16 protein-coding genes are annotated in these 22,444 nt (G+C 66.1%); 12 read left to right on the top strand and 4 right to left on the bottom strand.

The features are described from left to right. Nucleotides 1-97 precede the first annotated feature (97 nt). Together fabA and fabB are read left to right on the top strand one after the other, a co-directional pair. Entirely contained in the window at nt 98-616 is a 519-nt protein-coding gene (fabA, locus tag AWR35_RS09965) for a bifunctional 3-hydroxydecanoyl-ACP dehydratase/trans-2-decenoyl-ACP isomerase (protein WP_058575816.1), read from the top strand. A 7-nt stretch (nt 617-623) separates the two neighbouring features. Next, nucleotides 624-1,841, top strand: coding sequence for a beta-ketoacyl-ACP synthase I (fabB, locus tag AWR35_RS09960; RefSeq protein ID WP_058575815.1), 1,218 nt, complete (start codon nt 624-626; stop codon nt 1,839-1,841). Between the two features lie 96 nt (nt 1,842-1,937). Here the strand turns inward: fabB and AWR35_RS09955 are convergent, their stop codons facing one another. After that, nucleotides 1,938-3,599 carry a dipeptide ABC transporter ATP-binding protein gene (locus AWR35_RS09955; protein ID WP_231723594.1) on the bottom strand — a complete coding sequence of 554 codons (1,662 nt, stop codon included), beginning with the start codon at nt 3,597-3,599 and terminating at the stop codon, nt 1,938-1,940. 170 nt (nt 3,600-3,769) lie between these two features. Continuing rightward, the gene (locus AWR35_RS09950; RefSeq protein ID WP_058575814.1) at nt 3,770-4,225 is read right to left on the bottom strand and encodes a hypothetical protein; all 456 of its coding nucleotides are present in this window, start codon (nt 4,223-4,225) and stop codon (nt 3,770-3,772) included. Nucleotides 4,226-4,492: 267 nt separating this feature from the next. On the opposite strand from AWR35_RS09950, the gene AWR35_RS09945 reads away from it, so the two are divergent. The 5 genes from AWR35_RS09945 (at nt 4,493) to AWR35_RS11000 (ending at nt 12,091) form a co-directional block, all read left to right on the top strand. Further along, nucleotides 4,493-5,197 carry a hypothetical protein gene (locus AWR35_RS09945; protein ID WP_058575813.1) on the top strand — a complete coding sequence of 235 codons (705 nt, stop codon included), beginning with the start codon at nt 4,493-4,495 and terminating at the stop codon, nt 5,195-5,197. Nucleotides 5,198-5,270: 73 nt separating this feature from the next. Next, nucleotides 5,271-7,508 carry a bifunctional 23S rRNA (guanine(2069)-N(7))-methyltransferase RlmK/23S rRNA (guanine(2445)-N(2))-methyltransferase RlmL gene (gene rlmKL / locus AWR35_RS09940; protein ID WP_066185142.1) on the top strand — a complete coding sequence of 746 codons (2,238 nt, stop codon included), beginning with the start codon at nt 5,271-5,273 and terminating at the stop codon, nt 7,506-7,508. Between the two features lie 67 nt (nt 7,509-7,575). Next, nucleotides 7,576-8,142, top strand: a complete 567-nt coding sequence (locus AWR35_RS09935) for a C40 family peptidase (protein ID WP_197408198.1) — start codon at nt 7,576-7,578, stop codon at nt 8,140-8,142. A 131-nt stretch (nt 8,143-8,273) separates the two neighbouring features. Next, on the top strand, nt 8,274-9,233 hold the full coding sequence (locus tag AWR35_RS09930; protein WP_058575810.1) for an ABC transporter substrate-binding protein: 960 nt from the start codon (nt 8,274-8,276) through the stop codon (nt 9,231-9,233). Nucleotides 9,234-9,235: 2 nt separating this feature from the next. Next, on the top strand, nt 9,236-12,091 hold the full coding sequence (locus AWR35_RS11000; protein ID WP_058575809.1) for an EAL domain-containing protein: 2,856 nt from the start codon (nt 9,236-9,238) through the stop codon (nt 12,089-12,091). A 16-nt stretch (nt 12,092-12,107) separates the two neighbouring features. Here the strand turns inward: AWR35_RS11000 and xseA are convergent, their stop codons facing one another. Together xseA and AWR35_RS09915 are read right to left on the bottom strand one after the other, a co-directional pair. Further along, nucleotides 12,108-13,616: an exodeoxyribonuclease VII large subunit gene (gene xseA / locus AWR35_RS09920; RefSeq protein ID WP_058575808.1), complete on the bottom strand. Its 1,509-nt coding sequence runs from the start codon at nt 13,614-13,616 to the stop codon at nt 12,108-12,110. A gap of 126 nt (nt 13,617-13,742) precedes the next feature. Further along, complete coding sequence (locus AWR35_RS09915) at nt 13,743-14,081, bottom strand: hypothetical protein (RefSeq protein ID WP_058575807.1); 339 nt, start codon at nt 14,079-14,081, stop codon at nt 13,743-13,745. 213 nt (nt 14,082-14,294) lie between these two features. Here AWR35_RS09915 and guaB point away from each other — a divergent pair, with 213 nt between their 5' ends. The 5 genes from guaB (at nt 14,295) to AWR35_RS09890 (ending at nt 22,394) form a co-directional block, all read left to right on the top strand. After that, nucleotides 14,295-15,749 carry an IMP dehydrogenase gene (gene guaB, locus AWR35_RS09910; protein ID WP_058575806.1) on the top strand — a complete coding sequence of 485 codons (1,455 nt, stop codon included), beginning with the start codon at nt 14,295-14,297 and terminating at the stop codon, nt 15,747-15,749. A gap of 112 nt (nt 15,750-15,861) precedes the next feature. Next, nucleotides 15,862-17,463, top strand: coding sequence for a glutamine-hydrolyzing GMP synthase (gene guaA, locus AWR35_RS09905; protein WP_058575805.1), 1,602 nt, complete (start codon nt 15,862-15,864; stop codon nt 17,461-17,463). Nucleotides 17,464-17,488: 25 nt separating this feature from the next. Beyond that, complete coding sequence (gene tadA, locus AWR35_RS09900; RefSeq protein WP_058575804.1) at nt 17,489-17,944, top strand: tRNA adenosine(34) deaminase TadA; 456 nt, start codon at nt 17,489-17,491, stop codon at nt 17,942-17,944. Between the two features lie 25 nt (nt 17,945-17,969). Continuing rightward, nucleotides 17,970-19,853 carry an ATP-binding cassette domain-containing protein gene (locus AWR35_RS09895; RefSeq protein ID WP_058575803.1) on the top strand — a complete coding sequence of 628 codons (1,884 nt, stop codon included), beginning with the start codon at nt 17,970-17,972 and terminating at the stop codon, nt 19,851-19,853. 624 nt (nt 19,854-20,477) lie between these two features. Beyond that, complete coding sequence (locus AWR35_RS09890) at nt 20,478-22,394, top strand: methyl-accepting chemotaxis protein (protein ID WP_231723593.1); 1,917 nt, start codon at nt 20,478-20,480, stop codon at nt 22,392-22,394. Nucleotides 22,395-22,444: the final 50 nt, after the last annotated feature.

Genomic DNA, 22,444 nt, shown 5'->3' with positions numbered 1-22,444 from the left:
TAGAACAGCCCCGACAATCTGGCGCCGTGTGATTTGACACAGGCTGCGTCCGGCGCTCGATTTCGGTACCATTCGCGTTTTTGCGCCAGGAATACGCATGTCCCAATCCAGCTTCGACTACGATGATCTGATCCGTTGCGCCAAGGGCGAGATGTTCGGCCCGGGCAATGCGCAGCTGCCGCTGCCGCCGATGCTGATGTTCGACCGCATCAACAGCATCACCGACGAGGGCGGCGAGTTCGGCAAGGGCGAGATCCACGCGGAACTGACCGTCGACCCGGACCTGTGGTTCTTCGCGTGCCACTTCGAGGGCGATCCGGTCATGCCGGGCTGCCTTGGCCTCGATGCCATGTGGCAGCTGGTCGGCTTCTTCCTCGGCTGGAGTGGTGGCAAGGGCCACGGACGCGCACTGGGCGTTGGTGATGTAAAATTCTCGGGACAGGTTCTGCCGAGAAACAAGAAGGTCGAATACCGCGTCCAGATGAAGCGCGTGATCATGCGCAAGCTGACCATGGGCATTGCCGATGCGCAGATGCTCTGCGACGGTACGGTCATCTACGAGGCCAAGGACCTTCGCGTCGGATTGTTCACCAGCACAGAAGCACTTTCGGAGTAAGCACTCAATGCGCCGAGTCGTCATTACCGGTATGGGCATCGTGTCCAGCCTGGGCAACAACTGCAAAGAGGTGCTCGCCTCGTTGAAGGAAGGTCGCTCCGGTATCGAGCGCAATCCGGAACAGGTCGAGCACGGTTTCCGCTCGCACGTCGCCGGCACCCTCAAGATCGATCCCTCCGAGCACATCGATCGCAAGCTGCTGCGCTTCATGGGCTCAGCGGCCGCCTACAACTACCTGGCAATGCAGGAGGCGATCGAGCAGGCCGGCCTCACCGAGGAGCAGGTCTCCAACCCGCGCGCCGGCCTGATCACCGGTTCCGGCGGCTCCTCCTGCGAGAACATCGTCCAGACCGCCGACGTCGCCCGCGAGCGCGGCATCAAGCGTGTCGGCCCCTACATGGTCACCCGCACCATGGGCTCGACCACGTCGGCCTGCCTGGCGACGCCGTTCAAGATCAAGGGCATCAACTACTCGATCAGCTCGGCCTGCTCGACCTCCGCCCACTGCATCGGCGCCGGCGTCGAGCAGATCCAGTTCGGCAAGCAGGACGTGATCTTCGCCGGCGGCGGCGAGGAGCTGCACTGGTCGCTGTCGGCGATGTTCGATGCGATGGGTGCGCTGTCCTCGAACTTCAACGACACGCCGGAGAAGGCCTCGCGCCCCTACGACGTGGACCGTGACGGCTTCGTCATCGCCGGCGGTGGCGGCATGGTCGTGCTCGAGTCGCTCGAACACGCCCAGGCCCGCGGTGCGAACATCATCGCCGAGGTCACCGGCTACGGCGCGACCTCCGACGGCTACGACATGGTCCAGCCGTCGGGCGAAGGCGCGGTGCGCTGCATGCAGCAGGCCCTGGACACGGTCGACTCGCCGATCGACTACGTCAACGCCCACGGCACCAGCACCAAGGTCGGCGACCTGCGCGAGCTGCAGGCGATGACCGAGGTCTTCGGCGACCACCAGCCGATCGTCACCTCGACCAAGTCGCTCTCCGGCCACGCGCTGGGTGCCGCCGGCGTTCATGAGGCGATCTACTCGCTCCTGATGATGCAGAACGACTTCATTGCCGCCTCGGCCAACGTCGAGACGCTCGAAGCCGAGGCCGAAAGCGCCAACATCGCCACCGAGAAGCTCGAAGACAAGAAGATCAACACGATCCTCTCCAACAGCTTCGGCTTCGGCGGCACCAACGCCTCGCTCGTCATGGAGCGCTTCAAGGACTGATCGGCGCCCACCAGCGCAACGTAAAAAAAGCCAGGCCGTGACAGCCTGGCTTTTTTGTTGCTCGCCCGATTCCTCCGACCGAGTCGAGCCGGGCGACTAGGCCATCAGGGCACTGTCGATCAGTTCACGCGTGTACTGCTGCCTCGGTTCGGCCAGCAGCGGCTCGGTGGCTCCGCTCTCGATCACCTCGCCATCAAGCATTACCACGACGTGATGTGCCAGTGCCCGCACCACGGCCAGATCGTGCGTGATCAGCAAATACGTCAGGCCGTGCTCCATCTGCAGATCGCGCAACAACCGCAGCACCTGCAACTGCACGGCGGCATCGAGCGCACTGGTCGGCTCGTCGAGTATCAGCACCTTGGGGCGCAGGATCAGCGCCCGGGCGATGGCGATACGTTGGCGCTGCCCGCCGGAAAACTCATGCGGATAGCGCGACATCACCGACGGGCTCAACCCGACCTCGGTCAGCACCTGTTCGATGCGTTCGTTACGCTCACGGCGAGTCAGACCGGGCTCGTGCACGTCGAGTCCTTCACCGACGATCTGCGCGATGTTCATCCTCGGCGAGAGCGCTCCGAAGGGGTCCTGGAACACCACCTGCAGTCCGCGGCGATAGGGGCGAAAGCGCTTCTCGGCGAGCTCGTCAACGCGTCGCCCGGCCAGCCAGACGGCACCGCTGGCGCCATCGGTCAACTGCAGCAGCGCCAAGGCCAGCGTGGTCTTGCCGGAACCGGACTCCCCCACCACCCCCAGCGTCTGGCCGGCGTGCAATGACAGATCCACCCCCTTGAGGATCTCGCTGCGGGTATCCGGACCGAACCAGCGGCGCTTGCCGACCATGACGCGCAGATCCTGGCAGCGCAAACGCTCCTCGGCCGACGGCAGCGGCGGATCGATCATCGGCGCGACCTGCCGCGCCTCCAGCAGTGTGCGCGTGTAGCTGTCCCCCGGTTGAGCAAAGATGGCCTCGGTCGCGCCGGCCTCGACGATCCGGCCATCGCGCATCACGGCGACCCGATCGGCATAGCGTCGCACCACCGGCAGGTCGTGGGTGATCAGCAACAGACTCATGCCCAGTTTCTGCTGCAACTCGACCAGCAGGTCCATGATGGTCTTGCGCAGGCCGGCATCCAGTGCCGTGGTCGGCTCGTCGGCAATCAGCAGGCTCGGATTGCAGGCAATCGCCATCGCGATCATGGCACGCTGGCGCTGCCCGCCCGACAGCTGGTGCGGCATGGCGCGCATCACCCGCTCCGGCTGGGGCAGGCGCACCTGTCCCAGCAGCTCCCGGACCCGATTCCGCAGTGCCTCGCCCCGCAGGCCCAGGTGCCGCGAGAGCACCTCGGCGATCTGCGCGCCGATCGTCTTCAAGGGGTTGAGGGCGGTCATTGGCTCCTGAAAGATCATCCCGACCCGCGCCCCCCGCAGATTGCGAACGCGGGGCTGGCTCATGGAGAGCACGTCCTCGCCTTCGAACCGGATCGTACCGCGGGTGACCGCCCCGCTGGCCTCGAACAGGCGCAGGATCGACAGCGCCGTGACCGTCTTGCCGGAGCCAGACTCGCCCACCAGTGCCAGCCGTTCGCCACGATCGAGTCGCAGCGACACGTCACGCACGATCGCCGTGCCGTTGACGGCGACATTGAGATCGTCGATGGCGAGCAGCGGACTGATCGATTGCTTACCGATGCTGTCGACAGATTGCCCCGATCCCGGGTTGGTCGACGTTTCCATCGCGGCGTGGGCTGGCGGCATGCTGACTCCTGCGTTGGTATGGCCTTCGCGGCTCCGGATCACGTCGGCAACCATAATCCAATTGCCACCCGCTCGGCGACCCCGAAACCCTCTCGGCATCCGTACAAGACGCAAAAGCCCCCGGTCGAGCGGGGGCTGGTGAGTTCGGATTGGGGCCGGCGATACAGGCACTAGTTGCGATTGCCGCCACCGCCCATGCCGGAACCACGCCGGTAGTCACCGTTAGAATCACGCATGCGGTCGCGGTGCTCCATCCGCTCTTCGGCACGCTCGCGCGGTTCCACCCGCTGCTGCTCCATGCGCTCGCGACCGTCGTAACCCATGCCGGGCATGCCGTCCTGCCGCATGTCGGCGCCACCGCGCGGCGGTGCATCCGGCAAGCTGACCCCACGCTCGTGTGCCCGCTCCAGCATCTGCTCGTGATGCTCGCTGCGAATACGATCGCGTTCCTGAATGCCGTCGGCGTCACGCAGCCGCTCGCGGTACTCGAGTCGCTCCTGCTGGGTCATTAACTCGCTGCCATAGATCGGCGCATCGTTGCCGCTCTGCTGGGCCGAGGCGGCAAGCGGCGCCATCAGGCCCAGGGCAAGCACGGCACCGGCCACGGAAAAGATCGATTGCTTCATGACAAACTCCTTCCCTACACGGGGTCTCAGCGGGCCGACCGCGGCCCCACCATCAACAGACAACCTAGCCCATGAGCAGTTCGCCCTCGACCGTGCCGCTGGTCTATTTTGGTCATGTCTCCACCAACCGCCACGGGGCACCTCATGTCGCCACGCCTTGAATCAGCCCACACCCGTCTCCGTGACGACCGGCTTACGGGCATCCCTCCGCACCGGCGGTTTTCCGCCCCTCTTGCCGCGGCACTGGCCGGCGCACTGGGGATCGGGATGACCGTGCCCTCTCCGGCCGACACGAAAGCGACAACCAAAGCCAGCGAGGCGTTCGACTGGGACGCGGCGTGGCAGGAGGCCGAGGAACGGGCGGCCGAAGAGCAGCGCCTGCTGGAGAAGGCCCGTCAGGTCAACGAGGGCGACCTGGTCTTCCTGACCGCCCCGCCCGACCCCGACGCGGCACGGATGGAAAAGCGCATCCTGCTCGATCGCCACAGCCTGGAGACCGGCTGGGCCAAGATGAGGCAATGCCACGACAACCTCGACCCCGCGCCGGCGGTGCAGATCGTCTACAACGACGAACGCACCCGCGACATCCGCATCACTCGGCGTGACGGGGTGGGCATGGCAAGGGTCGACGGGCCGAGCGTACAGATGCGCGAGATCGAACGCGGCGCCCGGATCTGCGTCAGCGCCGAGGTCCTCGCGATCGTGCCGCACCCGGAGGCCGACGGGTATCTGGTGGAAAACGGCCCTTTCATGCGTCGCTTTCTCGACGGCTATTACCCGATGCGGGTACAGCTGCGCATCGACTGGCCGACCGGCCTGCTCGAACTGGCAGGCAGCGTTCCGGAGGCGCAACCCGGCCTGAGCATCGAGACGGACCGCGGCGGCGTCACCCTCGAAGCGCACTTCGAGGGACGACTGATCTCGCGATTGCACCTCACACCGGGACCGGCCGTTTCCGCCGCCCCCCGATAAGCCATCGACGCAGTCGTCGCCCCGGACCGGACGATCGGGTAGACTCGCGCGTTTTGCCATGACGGATGCCGCCATGTCCCTTGCCTCGACGCCTGCCGGCCACGCCGAACCGGGCACCCCCTGGTCCATCGACGTCATCGCCCCACCCGGGCTGGAAACCGCCCTGGCCGAGGAACTGCGCCACCTCACCGGCGAGGCCGTCAGCGACCGTCCCTACGGCGCGAGTGCCGAGCTCCCCGCCGAGCTCGTCTACCGGATCCTGGCCGATAGCCTGATCGCCGCCCGCATCTACCTGCCGGTCGGCCGAGGCCCGGCCGCGCAGGCAGACCAGCTCTACGACCTCGCCGCGACCATCGACTGGTCGGCGCACCTGAACGTCGACGACAGCCTGTCGATCACCGCGACCGGCGGCAACGACGCACTGCGGCATACCGGCTTTATCGCCACGCGCATCAAGGATGCCATCGTCGACCAGTTCCGTGACGCCACCGGGCGACGCCCGGACGTGGACAGCGAGGCGCCCGGTCTGCGCATCCACTGCCACGTTCCCCGCCAGGGCGAGGCAAGCCTTGCGATCGAACTCTCCGACGGCTCGCTGCACCGCCGCGGCTATCGTGTCGACGGCGGCGAGGCCCCGCTGCGCGAGAACCTGGCCGCCGGCCTGCTGTGGCGGGCACGCTGGCCACAGGTGGCCGGCACCGATGCCGGCCTGTTCGACCCGATGTGCGGCTCGGGCACCTTCCTGATCGAGGCGGCTCTCGCCGTCTGGGGCATGACACCGGCGATGCGCCAGAGACGCTTCGGCTCGCCCGGCTGGCGTGGCCATGACCAGGCCGCCCGCGCCAAGATCCTCGAGGCCGGACCACGCAGCTGGCTCGACGAGCCCCCGACACCCGGCGCGCTCACCCTCTTCGGTCAGGACCGCGATCCACTGCAGCTTGCCGCCGCCCACGCGAATATCGAGGCGGCCGGCCTGGGCGAGGCCGTCGAGATCCACCACGCCGACAGTTTCAAAGCGCCCTGCCCTGACGTGCTCGCCGAACTCGAGACCGGCCTGCTGATCAGCAATGTGCCGTTCGGCCAGCGCGTCGAATCCGCCGGCGAGGAGGCCGACTGGCTGCGTCTGTGCTCGCAATGGATCCAGTGCCTGCCGAACTGGTACTGGGGCATCCTGCGCGGTGGCGAGACGGAGATGACCTGGCCGCTGCGCTTCGACAAGCGCCTTACCGTCATCCACGGCGGCGCCGAGGCGGAATTCCTTCGCGGCCAGTTCAGCGAGAAGAGCCTGCGCCGGCCGGCCGGGCCGCATGCCCTTGCCGGGCGGCTGATCGCCCAGGGACGCGCAGGCGAACGCAGCGCGGAAGATTTCGCCAACCGGTTGAAAAAGAACTGGAAGCAGCGGCGATCCCTGCTGAAGCAGGGAGACAATGCGCTGCGCCTGTACGATGCCGACCTGCCCGACTTCAAGCTCGCGGTCGACTACTACCGCGGCGAGGACGGCGAGGCATGGCTGGACATCCAGGAATACCAGGCGCCGCGCCAGATCGATCCGCAGAAGGCACGCGCCCGCCTCGCTGCCGCCGTGGCGGCCGCCGTCGACGCACTCGATATCGACGACAACTGTGTCGTCGTCCGCCAGCGTGCCCGCCAGTCGGGGCGCCAGCAGTACGGCCGCTTCGGCGGCGAGCACATCGAGCGCGTGATCCGCGAGCGCGACACCCGGCTGTTAATCAACCTGACCGACTACCTCGACGTCGGCCTGTTCATCGACCATCGCCTGGTCCGGGACCGTCTGGTCGAACTGGCCCGTGGCAAGCGCCTGCTGAACCTGTTCTGCTACACCGCCAGTGCCTCGGTCCGTGCGGCCGTCGGCGGGGCGCGATCGACCACCTCGGTCGACCTGTCCAATACCTATCTCGACTGGGCCGAGCGCAATTTCGAACTCAACGGCATCGCCGTGGACGGGGATCACCAGTTGATCCGCGCCGACGTGTTGCGGTGGCTCGATCAGGCCGCCGGCAAGCCCGCCCGGTACGACGTGATCTTTCTCGACCCGCCGTCGTTCTCCAATTCCAAGTCGATGGAAGACGACCTCGACATCCAGCGCGACCACCCGGCGCTGATCGAGGCCTGCATGCGCCTGCTGTCGCCGCAAGGCGTACTCGTCTTTTCAAACAACCGCAAAGGGTTTACATTGAGTCAAAGCGTGGAGAGCTGGTTCCAACCGCATGATATCTCAAGAAAAACCCTCCCCAAGGACTTTTCCCGGACGCCCGAGCGACGTTTTGTCTGCGAAATCCGTCATCGTTGAGGCATGCGCCAGGCCCGTCAGCCGGCGGGCTGCGGCGACTTTTCGTCCCGCAACACTGGCTCTGGCCGTGGCACTCACGAGCGGCTGCGCCAGCCAGATGACCGGGTCGCCGACCGCCGGCACGACCACGAGCGGGGACAACCCGCACCCCGCCGTATCGGCGCTCGAGCTGCCCCACCGGCCGCTGGACACGATCGACAGCCGCTCCGGGATGCATAGCCGTTCCAGCGAAGCCGTGGTCCAGGCGGTCGCCCAACTCGGCACCCCGTACCGCTGGGGCGGCAAATCCGCCAGCAAGGGCTTCGACTGCAGCGGCCTGACCCAGCACGCCTACCAGGCCGCCGATCTGTCCCTGCCGCGCACCTCCTATTTGCAGTACCGGGCGACCCGGCGGGTCGCACGCGACGATCTCCGCCCCGGCGACCTGGTGTTCTTTCGCCTGAATGGGGGTCGGGTCGACCATGTCGGCATCTACGTGGGTGGGCAACGCTTCATTCATGCCCCCTCGCGCGGCAAGACCGTCTCTTTCGCCCGCCTGGACAAAGGCTTCTGGTCGCGACGCTATGTCGGCGGGGGACGCGCCCCCGAGGCGAATGAACTACAGTTGGCGGGGAATCGACCGGAAGATCGCTAAAACCGTATATCCTGTCGTCAACGGCGGTAACTTAATCGAATCGTGGGTGACGAGACCGGGTGTGACAGGGAGAGTCACGATGATCGCTCCTTCCCCAGCTCGCGAATGCCCCAGCCCCCGGGAGGGCGGCCATGGAGAGGAGGCGCTTTCTTAGCATCGGGACACTCGCGCCCTTGGCCGGCCTGCTCGGCTGCGAGGAGCGCGAGCCGCTTCTGCGTGTCTCCGGAATCACCTGGGTCGGCTACGAACCCCTCTTCCTTGCCCGCCAGCTGCAGCTCCTGCCACCCGACCGTATCCGCCTGATCGATTCACCCTCGAACACCAACAGCCTGATGCAACTCGCCACCGGCGAAGTCGAGGCGGCCACCCTGACCCTCGACGAGTTCATCCTCGCCCGGGCCGGCGGCATTCCCGTACAGGTCGCCCTGGTCTTCGATACCTCGCAAGGGGCAGACGTGGTCATGTCTCGCCCGGAGATCACCACGGTCTCGCAGCTCGCCGGCAGGCGTATCGGGGTTGAGGAAACCGCGGCCGGCGCGCTGATGCTGCGAAAATCGCTCGAGGCCGCTGACTTGTCCCCCGACGACGTGATCCGCGTCCCGCTGATAGGCGGCCAACACCTCGCCGCGTTCCGATCGGGCCGGGTCGATGCAGTGATCAGCTACGAACCCTATGCCTCGAGGCTCGAATCCATCGGCGCGCGGCGGCTCCATGACAGCAGCGCCTTCCCCGGCCTGATCGTGGACGTGCTGGCCGTGCATGAACGTGCCTTCAGCCAACAGCCACAGGCCCTGCGAGCCCTGTTCAACGCCCACTTCGAGGCCTTAAGCGTGCTTCGCGCCAACCCGGGGCGTGCCTACCGCCTGATGGCCCCTCGCCTGGGACTTACCACCGAGGAGGCGCGTCGGGCGTTCGAGGGGATTCGGCTGTTTGACATAAGCGCGAACCGCGAGTGGCTCGATGCCTCGGCGCAACCCTTTCGCCAAGCGGCGACCGACGTCGCCCGCATCATGCAGGCAAATGCCCTGGTCGATCACACGCCACCACTGAGCGCAGTGGCCACGGCACGTTTCCTGCCGGAGGGGCCGTAACCGTGTCGCGTTTCTCGCTGCGCATGATGGTGCCGCTCGGACTGGCCGCGGTCTTTCTGCTGATCACCGCAGTATCGCTGATCAGCGGGATCCACGATCGCTACGAGTTGTTTATCGAGGAGTCCGAAAGCGAACTGATGAGCTACACCACCGAGGTGGCGCGCATCATCGAGCAAGGCGGCCCGGACAGCCAAGGACTGTTGCGCAGCCGGATCAGCAGCATCATGGCCGACCCGCGCCTGCAGGAGCTCTTCGTCATCGGCCCGGACAAACGCATCCTGATGGCTCCGAATCCGAGTCTGACCGGAATACCCGCCGACGCGGCCGACGAGGACTTCGACGAGACCACCTTCCGTCAGCGCCAGAAGGAGCGTCTTCCCTACCTCGAGCCGATCGACGACCAGGACGTCATCGAGGCGATGCAGTCGTTCGAGGCCACGCCCGAGGCTGATGGCAGCGAGGGTCGCGGCGTGGTCTGCGCTCGCTTCGACCTCACCGACTCGCTGGCAAGGATCCGTAACGAGGCCATCTTGAGCCGCCTGCCCGAAGTCGGCGTGATGCTGGTGATCCTCCTGCTGACCGGCTGGCTGCTCAACACGCAGATCACCCGGCCGCTCGAGCGCCTGCGCCGAGCGGCACAGCACATGCGCCAGGGGGACTATGACGTCCGCCTGCCGGAAAACGGCTGCAGCGAGATCATGGAGGTCTCACAGGGCTTCAATGCCATGGCCCATGCCGTCGGCGAGGCACGCAAGGGGCTGCTCGAAAGCGAACGCCGCCTGAGCGTCACCCTGGATTCGATCGGCGACGGGCTAATCGCCACCGATCTCGACGGCCACATCACGCTGATGAACCCGGTGGCCGAGCGCCTTACCGGCTGGTCGCGAGACGAGGCGCTCGGCCGACGTATCGAGGACGTGTTCGTGATCTGTCACGCCGGCGACCATCGACCGACCGCAGTGCCGATCCGCCGGGTACTCGAGGAAGGCACCCTGGTCGGTCTGGCCAACCACACCGTCCTGACGAACCGCATGGGCAAGCGTTACCACATCGCCGACAGTGCGGCCCCCATCCAGCAGGAAGACGGCAAACTGATCGGCGTGGTACTGGCATTCCACGACATGAGCCAGGAATATCGCCTGCGCGAGGCGCTGGCGGAAAGCGAACAGCATTTCCGCACCCTGGCTGACAACGGTCAGGCGTTGATCTGGACCACCGATACCGACGGCAACCGCGACTATCACAACCAGCCGTGGCTGACCTTCACCGGCCTGACACGTAACCAGGCGCTGGGCAAGGGCTGGCTTGAGGCCATTCATCCGGACGACCGTGACATCCTCCTGACCACCATCGATCGCGCCTATCGTCGTCGGATCGCCTTCACGCGCGAGTACCGACTGCGTCACCGCAGCGGCGAATACCGCTGGCTGCTGGTCAAGGGCACGCCCCGTTTCAACAGCCATGGCCAGTTCGTCGGCTTCATGGGCCAGTGCCTCGACATCACCACGGACAAGGAAACGGCCGCCGAACTCGAACGACTCGCTTACCATGACGGGCTCACCAACCTCCCCAACCGGGCCCTGCTGCTCGATCGGGTGGACCAGGCGATCCGCCACCGTCAGCGCAGCGGTGGCGTCGGCGCCCTGTTCTTCGTCGATCTCGACGAGTTCAAGCAGATCAACGACCTCTACGGCCATGCCCGGGGCGATCAAGTCCTGATCGAGGTGGCGCGCCGGCTGACCGGCCTGGTGCGCGACACCGACACCGTCGCCCGGCTGGGTGGCGACGAGTTCCTCGTACTGGCGCCGGAAATGGGTGAAGACGTCGACAGCGCGCGCCGTGCTGCGCTGGCGCTGGCCGATAAGCTGCGTTACGCCATGGAGCAGCCGTTCCACTTCGACGAATTCCACCACCTGGCGACGGCGAGCGTGGGCCTGACGCTGTTTGCCGGCCGAGTCGATCACGCCGAGGAACTCGTCCGGGAGGCGGACATCGCGATGTACCAGGCCAAGCGCGCCGGGCGCAACAACCAGGTCAACTTCGAGTCCGGGATGGCCGAGACGGTCACGCGTCGCTACCGCCTCGAACAGGAGCTCAAGCAGGCGCTGCAAAACGACGAGTTCGAGCTTCACCTGCAAACCCAGTTTGATCGGGCGGAGCACCCCGTCGGCGCCGAGGTGCTGCTGCGCTGGCGTCACCCCGTGCGCGGCCTGGTGTCACCGGGCGAGTTCATTCCGCTCGCCGAGGAGTCCGGCCAGATCGTCGCCATTGGCGACTGGGCGCTGCGAGAAGCCTGCCACCTGCTCCACGGCCTGCAGGAGTCCCGAGCCGAATCCTCCTCCCGCCCCTTGAGCATCTCGGTAAACGTCAGTCCACGACAGTTCCGCACGCCCGGTTTTGTCGACCGGGTTCAGGAGATCATCGAGGAAACCGGCATCGACCCGTCGCGGCTGATGCTGGAGGTCACCGAAAACCTGCTCGTCACCCAGGCCTCCGAGGCAATCACCCGCATGCGCGCACTCGCCGGTCTGGGCGTGAAATTCTCGATCGACGATTTCGGCACTGGCTATTCCTCGTTCGCCTACCTCAAGCACCTGCCCCTGAACGAGATCAAGCTCGACAAGAGCTTCGTCGACGACGTGCCGGGAACCCCGGGCGACACGGCGATGGTCGAGGCCATCCTGGCGATGGCCGATCGACTGGGCATCGACGTGGTCGCCGAAGGCGTGGAAAACCGCGAACAGTTCGCCTACCTCAAGGCGAACCGCTGTGGGCGATTCCAGGGGTTCTACTTCGCCCGCCCCACCCCGGCGCGCGACTGGGTTGCCCAACACCTCGAGGAACAGAGCTCGCCCTGAGCGGGGGAGCCCGCGATCAGTCTCGCTCGCCGGCCGCGTCCGCGCGCCACTGCACCGGCACGTCGCCATCGATGAAGCGCAGCGTCAACGGCAGGTGTCCTGCTTCCCGACCGCGGGATTCGACCTCGGCGGCCCGCTTGATCAAGGCCGCCGGCTCGTCGCGCGTCTGTACCAGCGCATAGCCACGTCGTTGCACCTGGACCGGCCCCAGTGCCTCGAGCTGGCGAGACAGCCCCTCAAGTCGCACGCGCTGATCCTGCAGTCGTCGCGAAAGGATCTGGCGATCCAGCCGCGTCGACTCCAGGCGGGCCGACCAGCGCGGCAACATCCGCTCACGTGCGATCAGCAGTCGCCGGGAGACCGTCACGACGCGGTCGTGCTCCCCGGCCAGCTTGGCACGCAGCGATTGGGTCAGCTGGCGCCTTGGCTCGTCCAGATGCATTCGCAGAGCGGCAAGCCGTTGCCGCGGGTGACGCCGCTCGAGCACGCCCCGGATGGTCTGCAAACGCTGCCGGCCGTTGGCGACTCGTCGCTCCAGTGAGCGCCGCAGGGGGGCCTCCAGGCCGGCCAGTTGCAGACGACCCAGTCGCAACCGCTCGACAGGGCCGGCCCGTTCGAGACGCCGCGCCAGCCAGTCGCCGCGCTGGGCCTCGTTCTGCAGCCGTGCCTGCCACGACGCCGCAACCCGGCCGACCCGCTCGACCAGCTGGCGACGCAGCTCGACCGCGGTGATCGGCGTTGCCAGCTCGGCCGCCCCGGTGGGCGTGGCGGCACGCCGGTCGGCGGCCAGGTCGCACAGCGTGGTGTCGGTCTCGTGCCCGACGCCACTGATCACCGGCACCGGACACGCCCGCAGGGCACGCACCAGCGCCTCGTCGTTGAAGGACCACAGGTCCGACAGGGAGCCACCACCCCGCACGACCAGCGCGACGTCGAAGTCACCCTCGCCGAGTTGGGACACCGCCTGGCGGAGCTCGGCAGCGGACTCCGCGCCCTGCACCCGGACCGGGAACAGCGTCACCCGGGCCAGCGGCAAACGACGTGCGAGCGTGACGCGCACGTCGTGGATTGCCGCCCCGGTATCCGAGGAGATCACCGCGATATGGCGTGGCAGCACCGGCGTGGGCCGCTTTTGCTCGCTGTCGAACAACCCCTCGGCAAGCAGGCGCTGTTTGAGTCGCTCGAATTCCGCGGCCAGACGCCCCTCGCCCGCGGGGGCGATCGACTGGACGATCAGTTGATACGCCCCGCGCGCTGCGTAGATGCCGAGTCGACCGGTCACCACGATCTCCTCCCCCTCGCGCAGGGGGTAGCGGCAGCGCATGGCATTGCCGCGGAAGAAGGCGCAACGCAACTGGGACTGGTCGTCCTTGAGCGCGAAATAGTGGTGGCCGGAGGCGGCACGCTTGTGCTCGCTTACCTCGCCGATCACTTCTACCGTGCCGAACACCTGCCCAAGGAGATCACCGGCCTGCTTGTTGATTTGCGTGACCGAGAGCGCGGTCTGTCCACTGGATAATGTCATCGCTTACCTGCGTGATTACCCGCCCGATCGCACCGGGAACGAGCGGGCCGACACGAAAAAGGCCGCGAACTCACGTCCGCGGCCGGTATGTTCATGCTGTTTCCGGCCGGTGGGCCGGTCAATGCCTTACCAGGCCTTGTACGGACCCGGGTTCGGCTGGCTCTTGTACTGCTTCTCGGCGAGGCCCTGCAGCATCTCGATGCGCTTGGCTTCGGCAATGGCTTCCTCGTAGTTGCCCTTGTCGGCCATCTTGTCAGCGCCGTGCATCAGGGACTTCTTCCACTTGGAACCAGTCGGGCTCATGGCGAACGCGCCTTCGCCCATGCTCTCGACCGACTCAGCCGCTTCGATCGCCGCGGAACGAGCTTCTTTGTACTCTTCCATGCTGGCTGCGCTTGCGATGCCGGTGGTCGCGAACAGTGCCGCGCCGGCGCCCATGGCGATCAGGTGCTTGGCTTTAATCATTGTTTATCTGCCTCCTAGGTGGTTTGCTCTGGTAGCGGGTTCGACTTTAGCGCAATCAAGAACGGGATGCCAACACCCCGCCAACCCGCGTCCGGAATACGCTTCACGCACCGACCATCACCGTTGGCGGGTCCATGTGGACATTTACCCGCCGCTCGGACGCCACTATAATTGCGCGGACACTTTCTACCATCCGCAAGAGTCCCCGAAATCATGCGAATCCTCGAGGAAGGTCTCACCTTCGACGACGTATTGCTTATCCCGGCCCGCTCCTCGGTACTGCCCAAGGAGGTCTCGCTCGGCACGCGCCTGACCCGCAATATCGAAATCAATATCCCGCTGATCTCCTCGGCGATGGACACGGTGACCGAGGCGCGACTCGCGATCGCGCTCGCGCAGGAAGGGGGCGTGGGAATCATTCACAAGAGCATGTCGATCGCCCAGCAGGCCGAGCACGTCCGCCAGGTGAAGAAGCATGAGTCCGGTGTCATCAAGGACCCGATCACGGTCACGCCGGAGACCAGCATCCGCGACGTGTTCAAGATCACCCGCGACCATTCCATCAGCGGCGTGCCGGTCGTCAGTGAAGGCCATCTCGTCGGCATCGTCACCAGCCGCGATCTGCGCTTCGAGCAGAATCTCGACCAGTCGGTTTCCAACATCATGACCGGCAAGGAGCATTTGGTCACCGTAAAGGAAGGCGCCGGTCGTGAAGAGGTCGAGGCCCTGCTGCACAAGCACCGTATCGAGAAGGTGCTGGTCGTCAACGAGGACTTCGAGCTGCGCGGCATGATCACCGTGAAGGACATCCAGAAGTCCACCGACTACCCCAACGCCTGCAAGGATGCCTCCGGGCAACTGCGCGTGGGTGCGGCGGTCGGTACCGGCGGTGACACCGAGGAACGTATCGAGGCCCTGGTGGCCGCCGGGGTCGACGTGATCGTGGTGGATACGGCCCACGGCCACAGCCAGGGTGTGCTCGACCGGGTGGCCTGGATCAAGAGCCGCTATCCGCAGGTCGATGTAATCGGTGGCAACATCGCCACCGCTCAGGCCGCCCTCGACCTGGTGGAAGCAGGCGCCGACGCGGTCAAGGTCGGCATCGGCCCGGGCTCGATCTGCACCACCCGCATCGTCGCCGGCGTCGGCGTGCCGCAGATCACCGCGATCTCGAACGTGGCTGAGGCCTTGAAGGGCAAGGACGTGCCCGTGATCGCCGATGGCGGCGTGCGCTTCTCGGGCGATTTCGCCAAGGCAGTCGCTGCCGGCGCACACTCGGTCATGGTCGGCTCCATGCTGGCAGGGACCGAGGAATCCCCCGGCGAGGTCGAACTGTTCCAGGGACGCTCCTACAAGTCGTACCGCGGCATGGGCTCCCTGGGGGCGATGCAGCAAGGCTCGTCGGATCGCTACTTCCAGGCCGAAGAGTCGGCGGAGAAGCTCGTGCCGGAAGGCATCGAGGGTCGCGTGCCCTACAAGGGCTCCCTCGTCGCCATCGTGCATCAGATGGTCGGCGGTCTGCGTGCCTCGATGGGCTACGTAGGCGCCAAGGACATCGACACCATGCGCAAGCTGCCGCAGTTCGTGCGCATCACCAACGCCGGGATGCTCGAATCGCACGTTCACAACGTGTCGATCACGAAAGAGAGCCCGAACTACCGCACCTGATTCGCGCCCCGCGCCCAGCGGGGAGCCGACCAGCCTATCGACCCGGCCTTGCCTGCCGGGTCGACTTGTTAAAGGGTCATGAGGCCCTTGCTTGAACAATACGGATTTCACGATGACCGATTCCTCGACCATCCCGCACCAGGACATTCACGCCGAGCGCATCCTGATCCTCGACTTCGGCTCGCAGTACACCCAGCTCATCGCCCGCCGGGTGCGTGAGTCACGCGTCTACTGCGAGATCCATTCCTGGGATGTCGACAACGCCTTCGTGCGCGAATTCGCTCCCACCGGCATCATCCTCTCCGGCGGTCCCGAGTCGGTCATCGACCCGCAGAACGCTCCCTCGGCCCCCGAGATGGTGTTCACCCTCAATGTGCCGGTGCTCGGCATCTGCTACGGCATGCAGACCATGGCCGCCCAGCTCGGCGGCACCGTCGAGAATGCCAGTCATCAGGAATTCGGCTTCGCCAAGGTGCGCGCCCGCGGCCACACCGCGCTGCTCAAAGACATCGAGGACGAGGTCACCGAGGAAGGCTTCGGCATGCTCGACGTCTGGATGAGCCACGGCGACCACGTCGTCGACCTGCCGGAGGGCTTCAAGCTGATGGCCTCCTCCGACAACGCGCCGATCGCCGGCATGGCCGACGAGTCGCGCCACTTCTACGGCGTGCAGTTCCACCCCGAGGTCACCCATACCCGCCAGGGGGCACGCATCATCGAGCGCTTCGTACGCGAGGTCTGCGGCACTCAGGGGCTGTGGCGCTCGGAGGCCATCATCGACACCATGATCGAGCAGGTGCGCGAGAAGGTCGGTGACGAGGAAGTCATCCTGGGCCTGTCCGGCGGGGTGGACTCGTCGGTGGTCGCCGCCCTGCTCCACCGCGCCATCGGCGACCAGCTGACCTGCATCTTCGTCGACAACGGCCTGTTGCGTCAGGGCGAAGGCGACCAGGTAATGCGCACCTTCGCCGAGCACCTGGGCGTGCGCGTCATTCGCGTGGATGCCGAGGAGCAGTTCCTCTCAAGGCTGGCCGGTGAGCCGGACCCGGAGATCAAGCGCAAGATCATCGGCAACACCTTCATCGACATCTTCGACGAGGAGGCCGGCAAGCGCGAGAACGCCCAGTGGCTCGCCCAGGGCACCATCTACCCCGACGTGATCGAGTCGGCCGGGTCCAAGACCGGCAAGGCGCACGTGATCAAGTCGCACCACAATGTCGGCGGCCTGCCCGAGCACATGAAGCTCGGCCTGGTCGAACCGCTGCGCGAGCTGTTCAAGGACGAGGTGCGCGAGATCGGCCTCGAGCTGGGCCTGCCCAGCGAGATGATCATGCGCCACCCGTTCCCCGGACCGGGGCTGGGCGTACGCATCCTCGGCGAGGTCAAGGGCGAGTACGCCGACCTGCTGCGTCGCGCGGATGCGATCTTCATCCACGAACTGCGCGAGGCCGGCCTCTACGACCAGGTCTCGCAGGCGTTTGCCGTGTTCCTGCCGGTGCGCTCGGTGGGCGTGATGGGCGACGGTCGCCGCTACGACTACGTGGTCGCGCTGCGCGCCGTCGAGACCATCGACTTCATGACGGCCCGCTGGGCCCGCCTGCCATACGAGTTCCTGGAAAAGGTCTCGCTGCGCATCGTCAACGAGGTCCGCGGCATCTCGCGGGTGGTCTACGACGTCACCGGCAAGCCGCCCGGCACGATCGAGTGGGAATAAGCCCTGCCCGTCGACACGGCAGACGATGAGCGGACGCGACCGACAACACATGCGGGAGTGTCTGGCGCTGGCCAGGCGCTCGATCATGCTCGGCGAGGTACCGGTCGGCGCCGTGGTGGTGGATGCAAACGACAACATCATCGGTTACGGCCACAATCGCCCGGTCGGCCTGCACGACCCGAGCGCGCACGCCGAGATCCTCGCCATGCGCGAGGCTGGCCAGACCCTCGGCAACTACCGGCTGGACGACTGCACGCTCTACGTCACGCTCGAGCCCTGCCCGATGTGCCTGGCCGCCGCCTCGCATGCGCGTATCGCGAGGATCGTGTACGCCGCCCCGGACCCGCGCGCCGGCGCCTGCGGCAGTGCCATCGATCTCAACCGGGCCGACTGGCATCACTTCCGCCCCATTATCGACACCGGCCCCTGCGAGACCGAGGCGGCCGATCTTTTGACCCAATTCTTCCAGGCGCGGCGCTGAGCGCCCGCCTTTCACCGGATCATTCATGCCCCTGCTGACAGTAGACAACCTGCAATTCTCGCTCGGTGAACGTGCCCTGCTCGATCACGTCAACCTGACCGTCGAGCGCGGCGACAAGTTCGCCCTCATCGGTCGCAACGGCGAAGGCAAGTCCACCTTCCTCAAGATGCTCGCCGGCATTCAGCGTGCCGACGACGGCCAGATTCGCCTGGAGCCGGGTGCGAAGGTCGCCTACCTCCCCCAGGACCCGCATCTCGATACCGACGAGACGGTCTACTCGGTCATTGCCGAGGGCCTCGGTGACCTGCACGACGTGCTGACCGAATACCACCGGCTGGCACAGAACGCCGACTCCGACGCGGCCCTCGAACGCCTGTCCCAGTTGCAACAGGAACTCGAGGTGCGCAATGGCTGGCTGGCCGGGCAGAAGATCGACGAGGTAGTCACCCGTCTCGGCCTCGATCCGGACGTGCCGGTCCGCGGGCTCTCCGGGGGCGAACGCCGCCGCGTGCTGCTCGGCCAGGCGCTGGTGATCGAACCGGAGCTGCTACTGCTCGACGAGCCGACCAACCACCTCGACATCGCCGGGATCGAGTGGCTCGAGGACCTAGTGCGCCGCTTCAACGGCGCGGTGGTGTTCATCACCCACGACCGCGCCTTCCTGCAACGGCTGGCGACCGGCATCGTCGAGCTCGACCGCGGGCATCTCACCCTCTGGCCGGGGGACTACGACAACTACCTGCGGCGACGCGAGGAGCGCGACAACGCCGAGGCGCAGGAAAACGCCCGCTTCGACAAGACGCTGGCACAGGAAGAGGTCTGGATCCGCCAGGGCATCAAGGCCCGCCGCACCCGCAACGAAGGCCGGGTGCGCAATCTCGAGCGCCTGCGTGCCGAGCGTGCCGCGCGCCGGGAAAAGGCCGGCAAGGTCGAACTCTCGGCAAGCTCGGGCAAGACCTCCGGCAAGATCATCGCCGAGATGCAGCACGCCAGCGTGTCCTTCGGTGACAAGACCGTCATTCGTGACCTCACTACCACCATCCTGCGCGGCGACCGTGTCGGGCTGGTCGGCCCCAACGGCGCCGGCAAGTCGACCCTGATCAAGCTGATTCTCGGCCAGATCGAGCCGACCGACGGGAAGATCAAGCGCGGCTCGCAGCTCGAGGTGGCCTACTTCGACCAGCACCGCGCTCAACTACGTGACGACTGGACGGCCATCGAGAATCTGTGTGACGGCGGCGACCGGCTGCAGGTGGGCGAAAGCAACGTCCACGGCATCGGCTACCTGCAGCAATTCCTGTTCACCCCGGACCGGGCCCGCACCCGGGTCGAGTCGCTCTCGGGCGGCGAGCGCAACCGCCTGCTGCTGGCCAAGCTGTTCGCGAAGCCCGCCAACCTGCTGGTGCTCGACGAACCCACCAACGATCTTGACCTCGAGACCCTGGAAGTACTCGAGCAGGCACTGGCTGACTACAAGGGCACCCTGCTGCTGGTCAGCCACGACCGGGCATTTCTCGACAACGTCGTCACCAGCCTGCTGGTGTTCAAGGGCGACGGCGAGATCGAGGATGTCGTCGGCGGCTATCAGGACTACCTGGACCAGGCGGACCAGACCTCCCCAGCCAAGGTCCCGGCCGCGAAACCGGACACGGCCAAGCCCACGGCCGGCAAACCCAAAAGGGAAAGCAAGAAGAAGCTGTCCTACAAGGACCAGCGCGAACTCGACAGCCTTCCCACCAGGATCGAGGCACTGGAGGCCGAACAGGCCGAGTTGCAGGACGTGATCAACGATCCGAGCTTCTACCAGGGGGAACCGGCCGAGATCGAACGCTCACTCGCTCGCGTGACGGAACTCGAACAGGAGCTCGAGCAGGCGCTCGAGCGCTGGATGGAACTGGAAAGCGACTGAACCGGCCGCTACCTCGTCGCCATTACGGCAACCGGCAGGCACGCTCGCCCAACCACATCGGTCCGACGATGGGTGACGCGGGGACTCCCGCACACGATTCAACCGCGGATCAGTTCGGTTCCTGACAGCAACATGGCGACGGGGCCCGTCACAGGGCCTCGGCGGCAGCTGCTGACCTGCCGGACGATCCGGGTACCAGATGCGACATTCGCCCGGGAGGGAATGCCCGCCTTCGGGAACGGCACCGCCCGCTGGATACGGCAGCCATACCCGTATCCAGCGGTGGGCACAGCCGCTCACGCCGGCTAGCGCCACTGCCAACCCAATGACACGCGCCCATGCGTATGTCGCTCTCCCCTGCTCTGATCGCCTCGACAAGCCAGCCGGCAAGGCGTTGGAGCTCGCACGATCAACCTGCGTGGCGAAGATTTAGCACTGGCGTATTCATTCCGGTAGTCTGCGCACCCTTCCGGTGCAGCGGTCCGCCGCGTGATTCGGTCGTCGACGAATCATTACCCGACCAAACTACTTGGGTTAAAGGTTTCGTCGTCCCCGCCGATTAACCGACCCGGAAAGCGATTCTTCTGCTGTCCAGAAACAAAAAATTGCGGAGTCACAGAACGCATGCCTGCCCTGTTCAAGAACCTGTCCATCGGTGCCCGGCTTGCCCTCGGGTTTGCCCTTGTCATCGTATTCATCGCCGCACTGGTGATCCCGCTGGTGATTACGGAGTTCTCCTCCACCATCAAGCAGGCCCAGCAACGCGAGCTGCAGGGGCTGTTCGAAAGCGCCCAGGCGGAGATCCGCGCGGAGGGCCGACTGGCCGAGGCCATGAGCGTGGCCATCGCCAAGATCCCGGACGTCGGACAGGCCATGGCCGAACGCAATCGCGAGCGGCTCGCCGAGATGACCCAGCCGATCTACCCGACGCTGCGGGACGACTTCGGCGCACGCCAGTTCCATTTCCATCTGCCGCCGGCGGTGTCGTTCTTCCGCGTCCACAAGCCCGGCAAGTTCGGCGATGACCTCTCCGGTTTCCGCAAGACGGTGCTGGCCACCAACAACCGCCAGGAGCGGGTCCGCGGCCTGGAACGCGGCGTGGCCGGTCTCGGCATGCGCGGCATCTCGCCGATCAGCCATCAGGGCGAGCACCAGGGTAGCGTCGAGTTCGGAATGAGCTTCGGCCAGCCGTTCTTCGACAAGTTCAAGGAAAACTACGGCGTCGACATCGGCCTGTATCTGCCCGCCGACGGCGCCTTCGAGGCATTCGGCTCGACCCTCGAACAGCCGGGCGCACTCGGCGCGGAACAGCTGACCTCAGCTCGGAACGAGACCACGATCTGGGAGCACACCATCGGCGAAACGCCGACGGTCACCTACGCCCATACCGTGGCGGATTTCTCCGGCAACCCGATCGGCGTGCTCGCCGTGACCCTGGATCGAAGCGACTACGTCGCCCGGCTTGCCGATGCCCGCAACAAGGTGATCCTGGTCATGGCCGTGGCCATTGCCATCGCCGCATTGATCGGCCTGCTGATCACCCGCAGCATCACCCGCCCGCTGCGCTACACGGTCCAGGCCATGGACGACATCTCCAAGGGTGACGGTGACCTGACCCAGCGCCTCGACGAAAGCGGCCGCGACGAGATCGCCGATCTCTCCGCCGCCTTCAACCGCTTCGCCGGCAAGATGCGTGATTCGATCCACGAGGTGGCCAACTCGACCGGCCAGCTGTCGGCCTCCGCCGAGGAGCTGTCGCAGATCACCGCGGACACCAACCAGGGCGTCCAGAAACAGCGCCAGGAGACCGAAATGGTCGCCTCCGCGATGAACGAGATGACCAGCACGGTCCAGGACATCGCCCAGAACGCCTCGGGCGCCGCCGATGCGGCGCAGAACGCCGACGAGGAGGCCAAGGACGGTCAGCGTGTGGTCGACCAGACCATCGACCACGTCGCGGCGCTGGCCGACGAGATCGAGGAAGCCGGCACGATCATCGGCAACCTCGAGACCGCGAGCGAGAAGATCAGCACCGTGGTCGACGTGATCCGCGAGATCGCCGAGCAGACCAACCTGCTGGCACTCAACGCGGCCATCGAGGCGGCCCGCGCCGGCGAACACGGCCGGGGCTTCGCGGTGGTCGCCGAAGAGGTACGCTCGCTGGCGAGCAAGACGCAGGCCTCCACCCAGGAGATCCGCGAGATGGTCGAGAGCATCCAGGGCGGCTCGAAGCAGGCGGTCGGCGCCATGCAGAGCAGCCAGGAACATGCCCGCAAGACCGCGGATCAGGCCCGCGAGGCCGGTCAGTCCCTGATCACCATCACCCGCGCGATCGAGACGATCACCGACATGAACCACCAGATCGCCTCGGCGGCGGAGGAACAGGGTCAGGTGGCCGAGGAGATCAACCGCAACGTCTCGAACATCAACGAGGCGGCGGCTCAGACCGCCGAGGGTGGCGAGCAGACCTCCACGGCCAGCAAGGAACTGGCCCGACTGGCCTCCCAGCTTCAGGCACTGGTCGATCAGTTCCGCACCTGATCACGTATTACGCCTGTTACCGAGCCCCGCTTTCCGCGGGGCTTTTTTGT

The organism is Guyparkeria sp. WRN-7 (assembly GCF_001641825.1).
Taxonomy (GTDB): domain Bacteria; phylum Pseudomonadota; class Gammaproteobacteria; order Halothiobacillales; family Halothiobacillaceae; genus Guyparkeria.
Note: the sequence above shows the minus strand (reverse complement) of the source record. Positions and strands in the feature narration are given on the sequence as shown.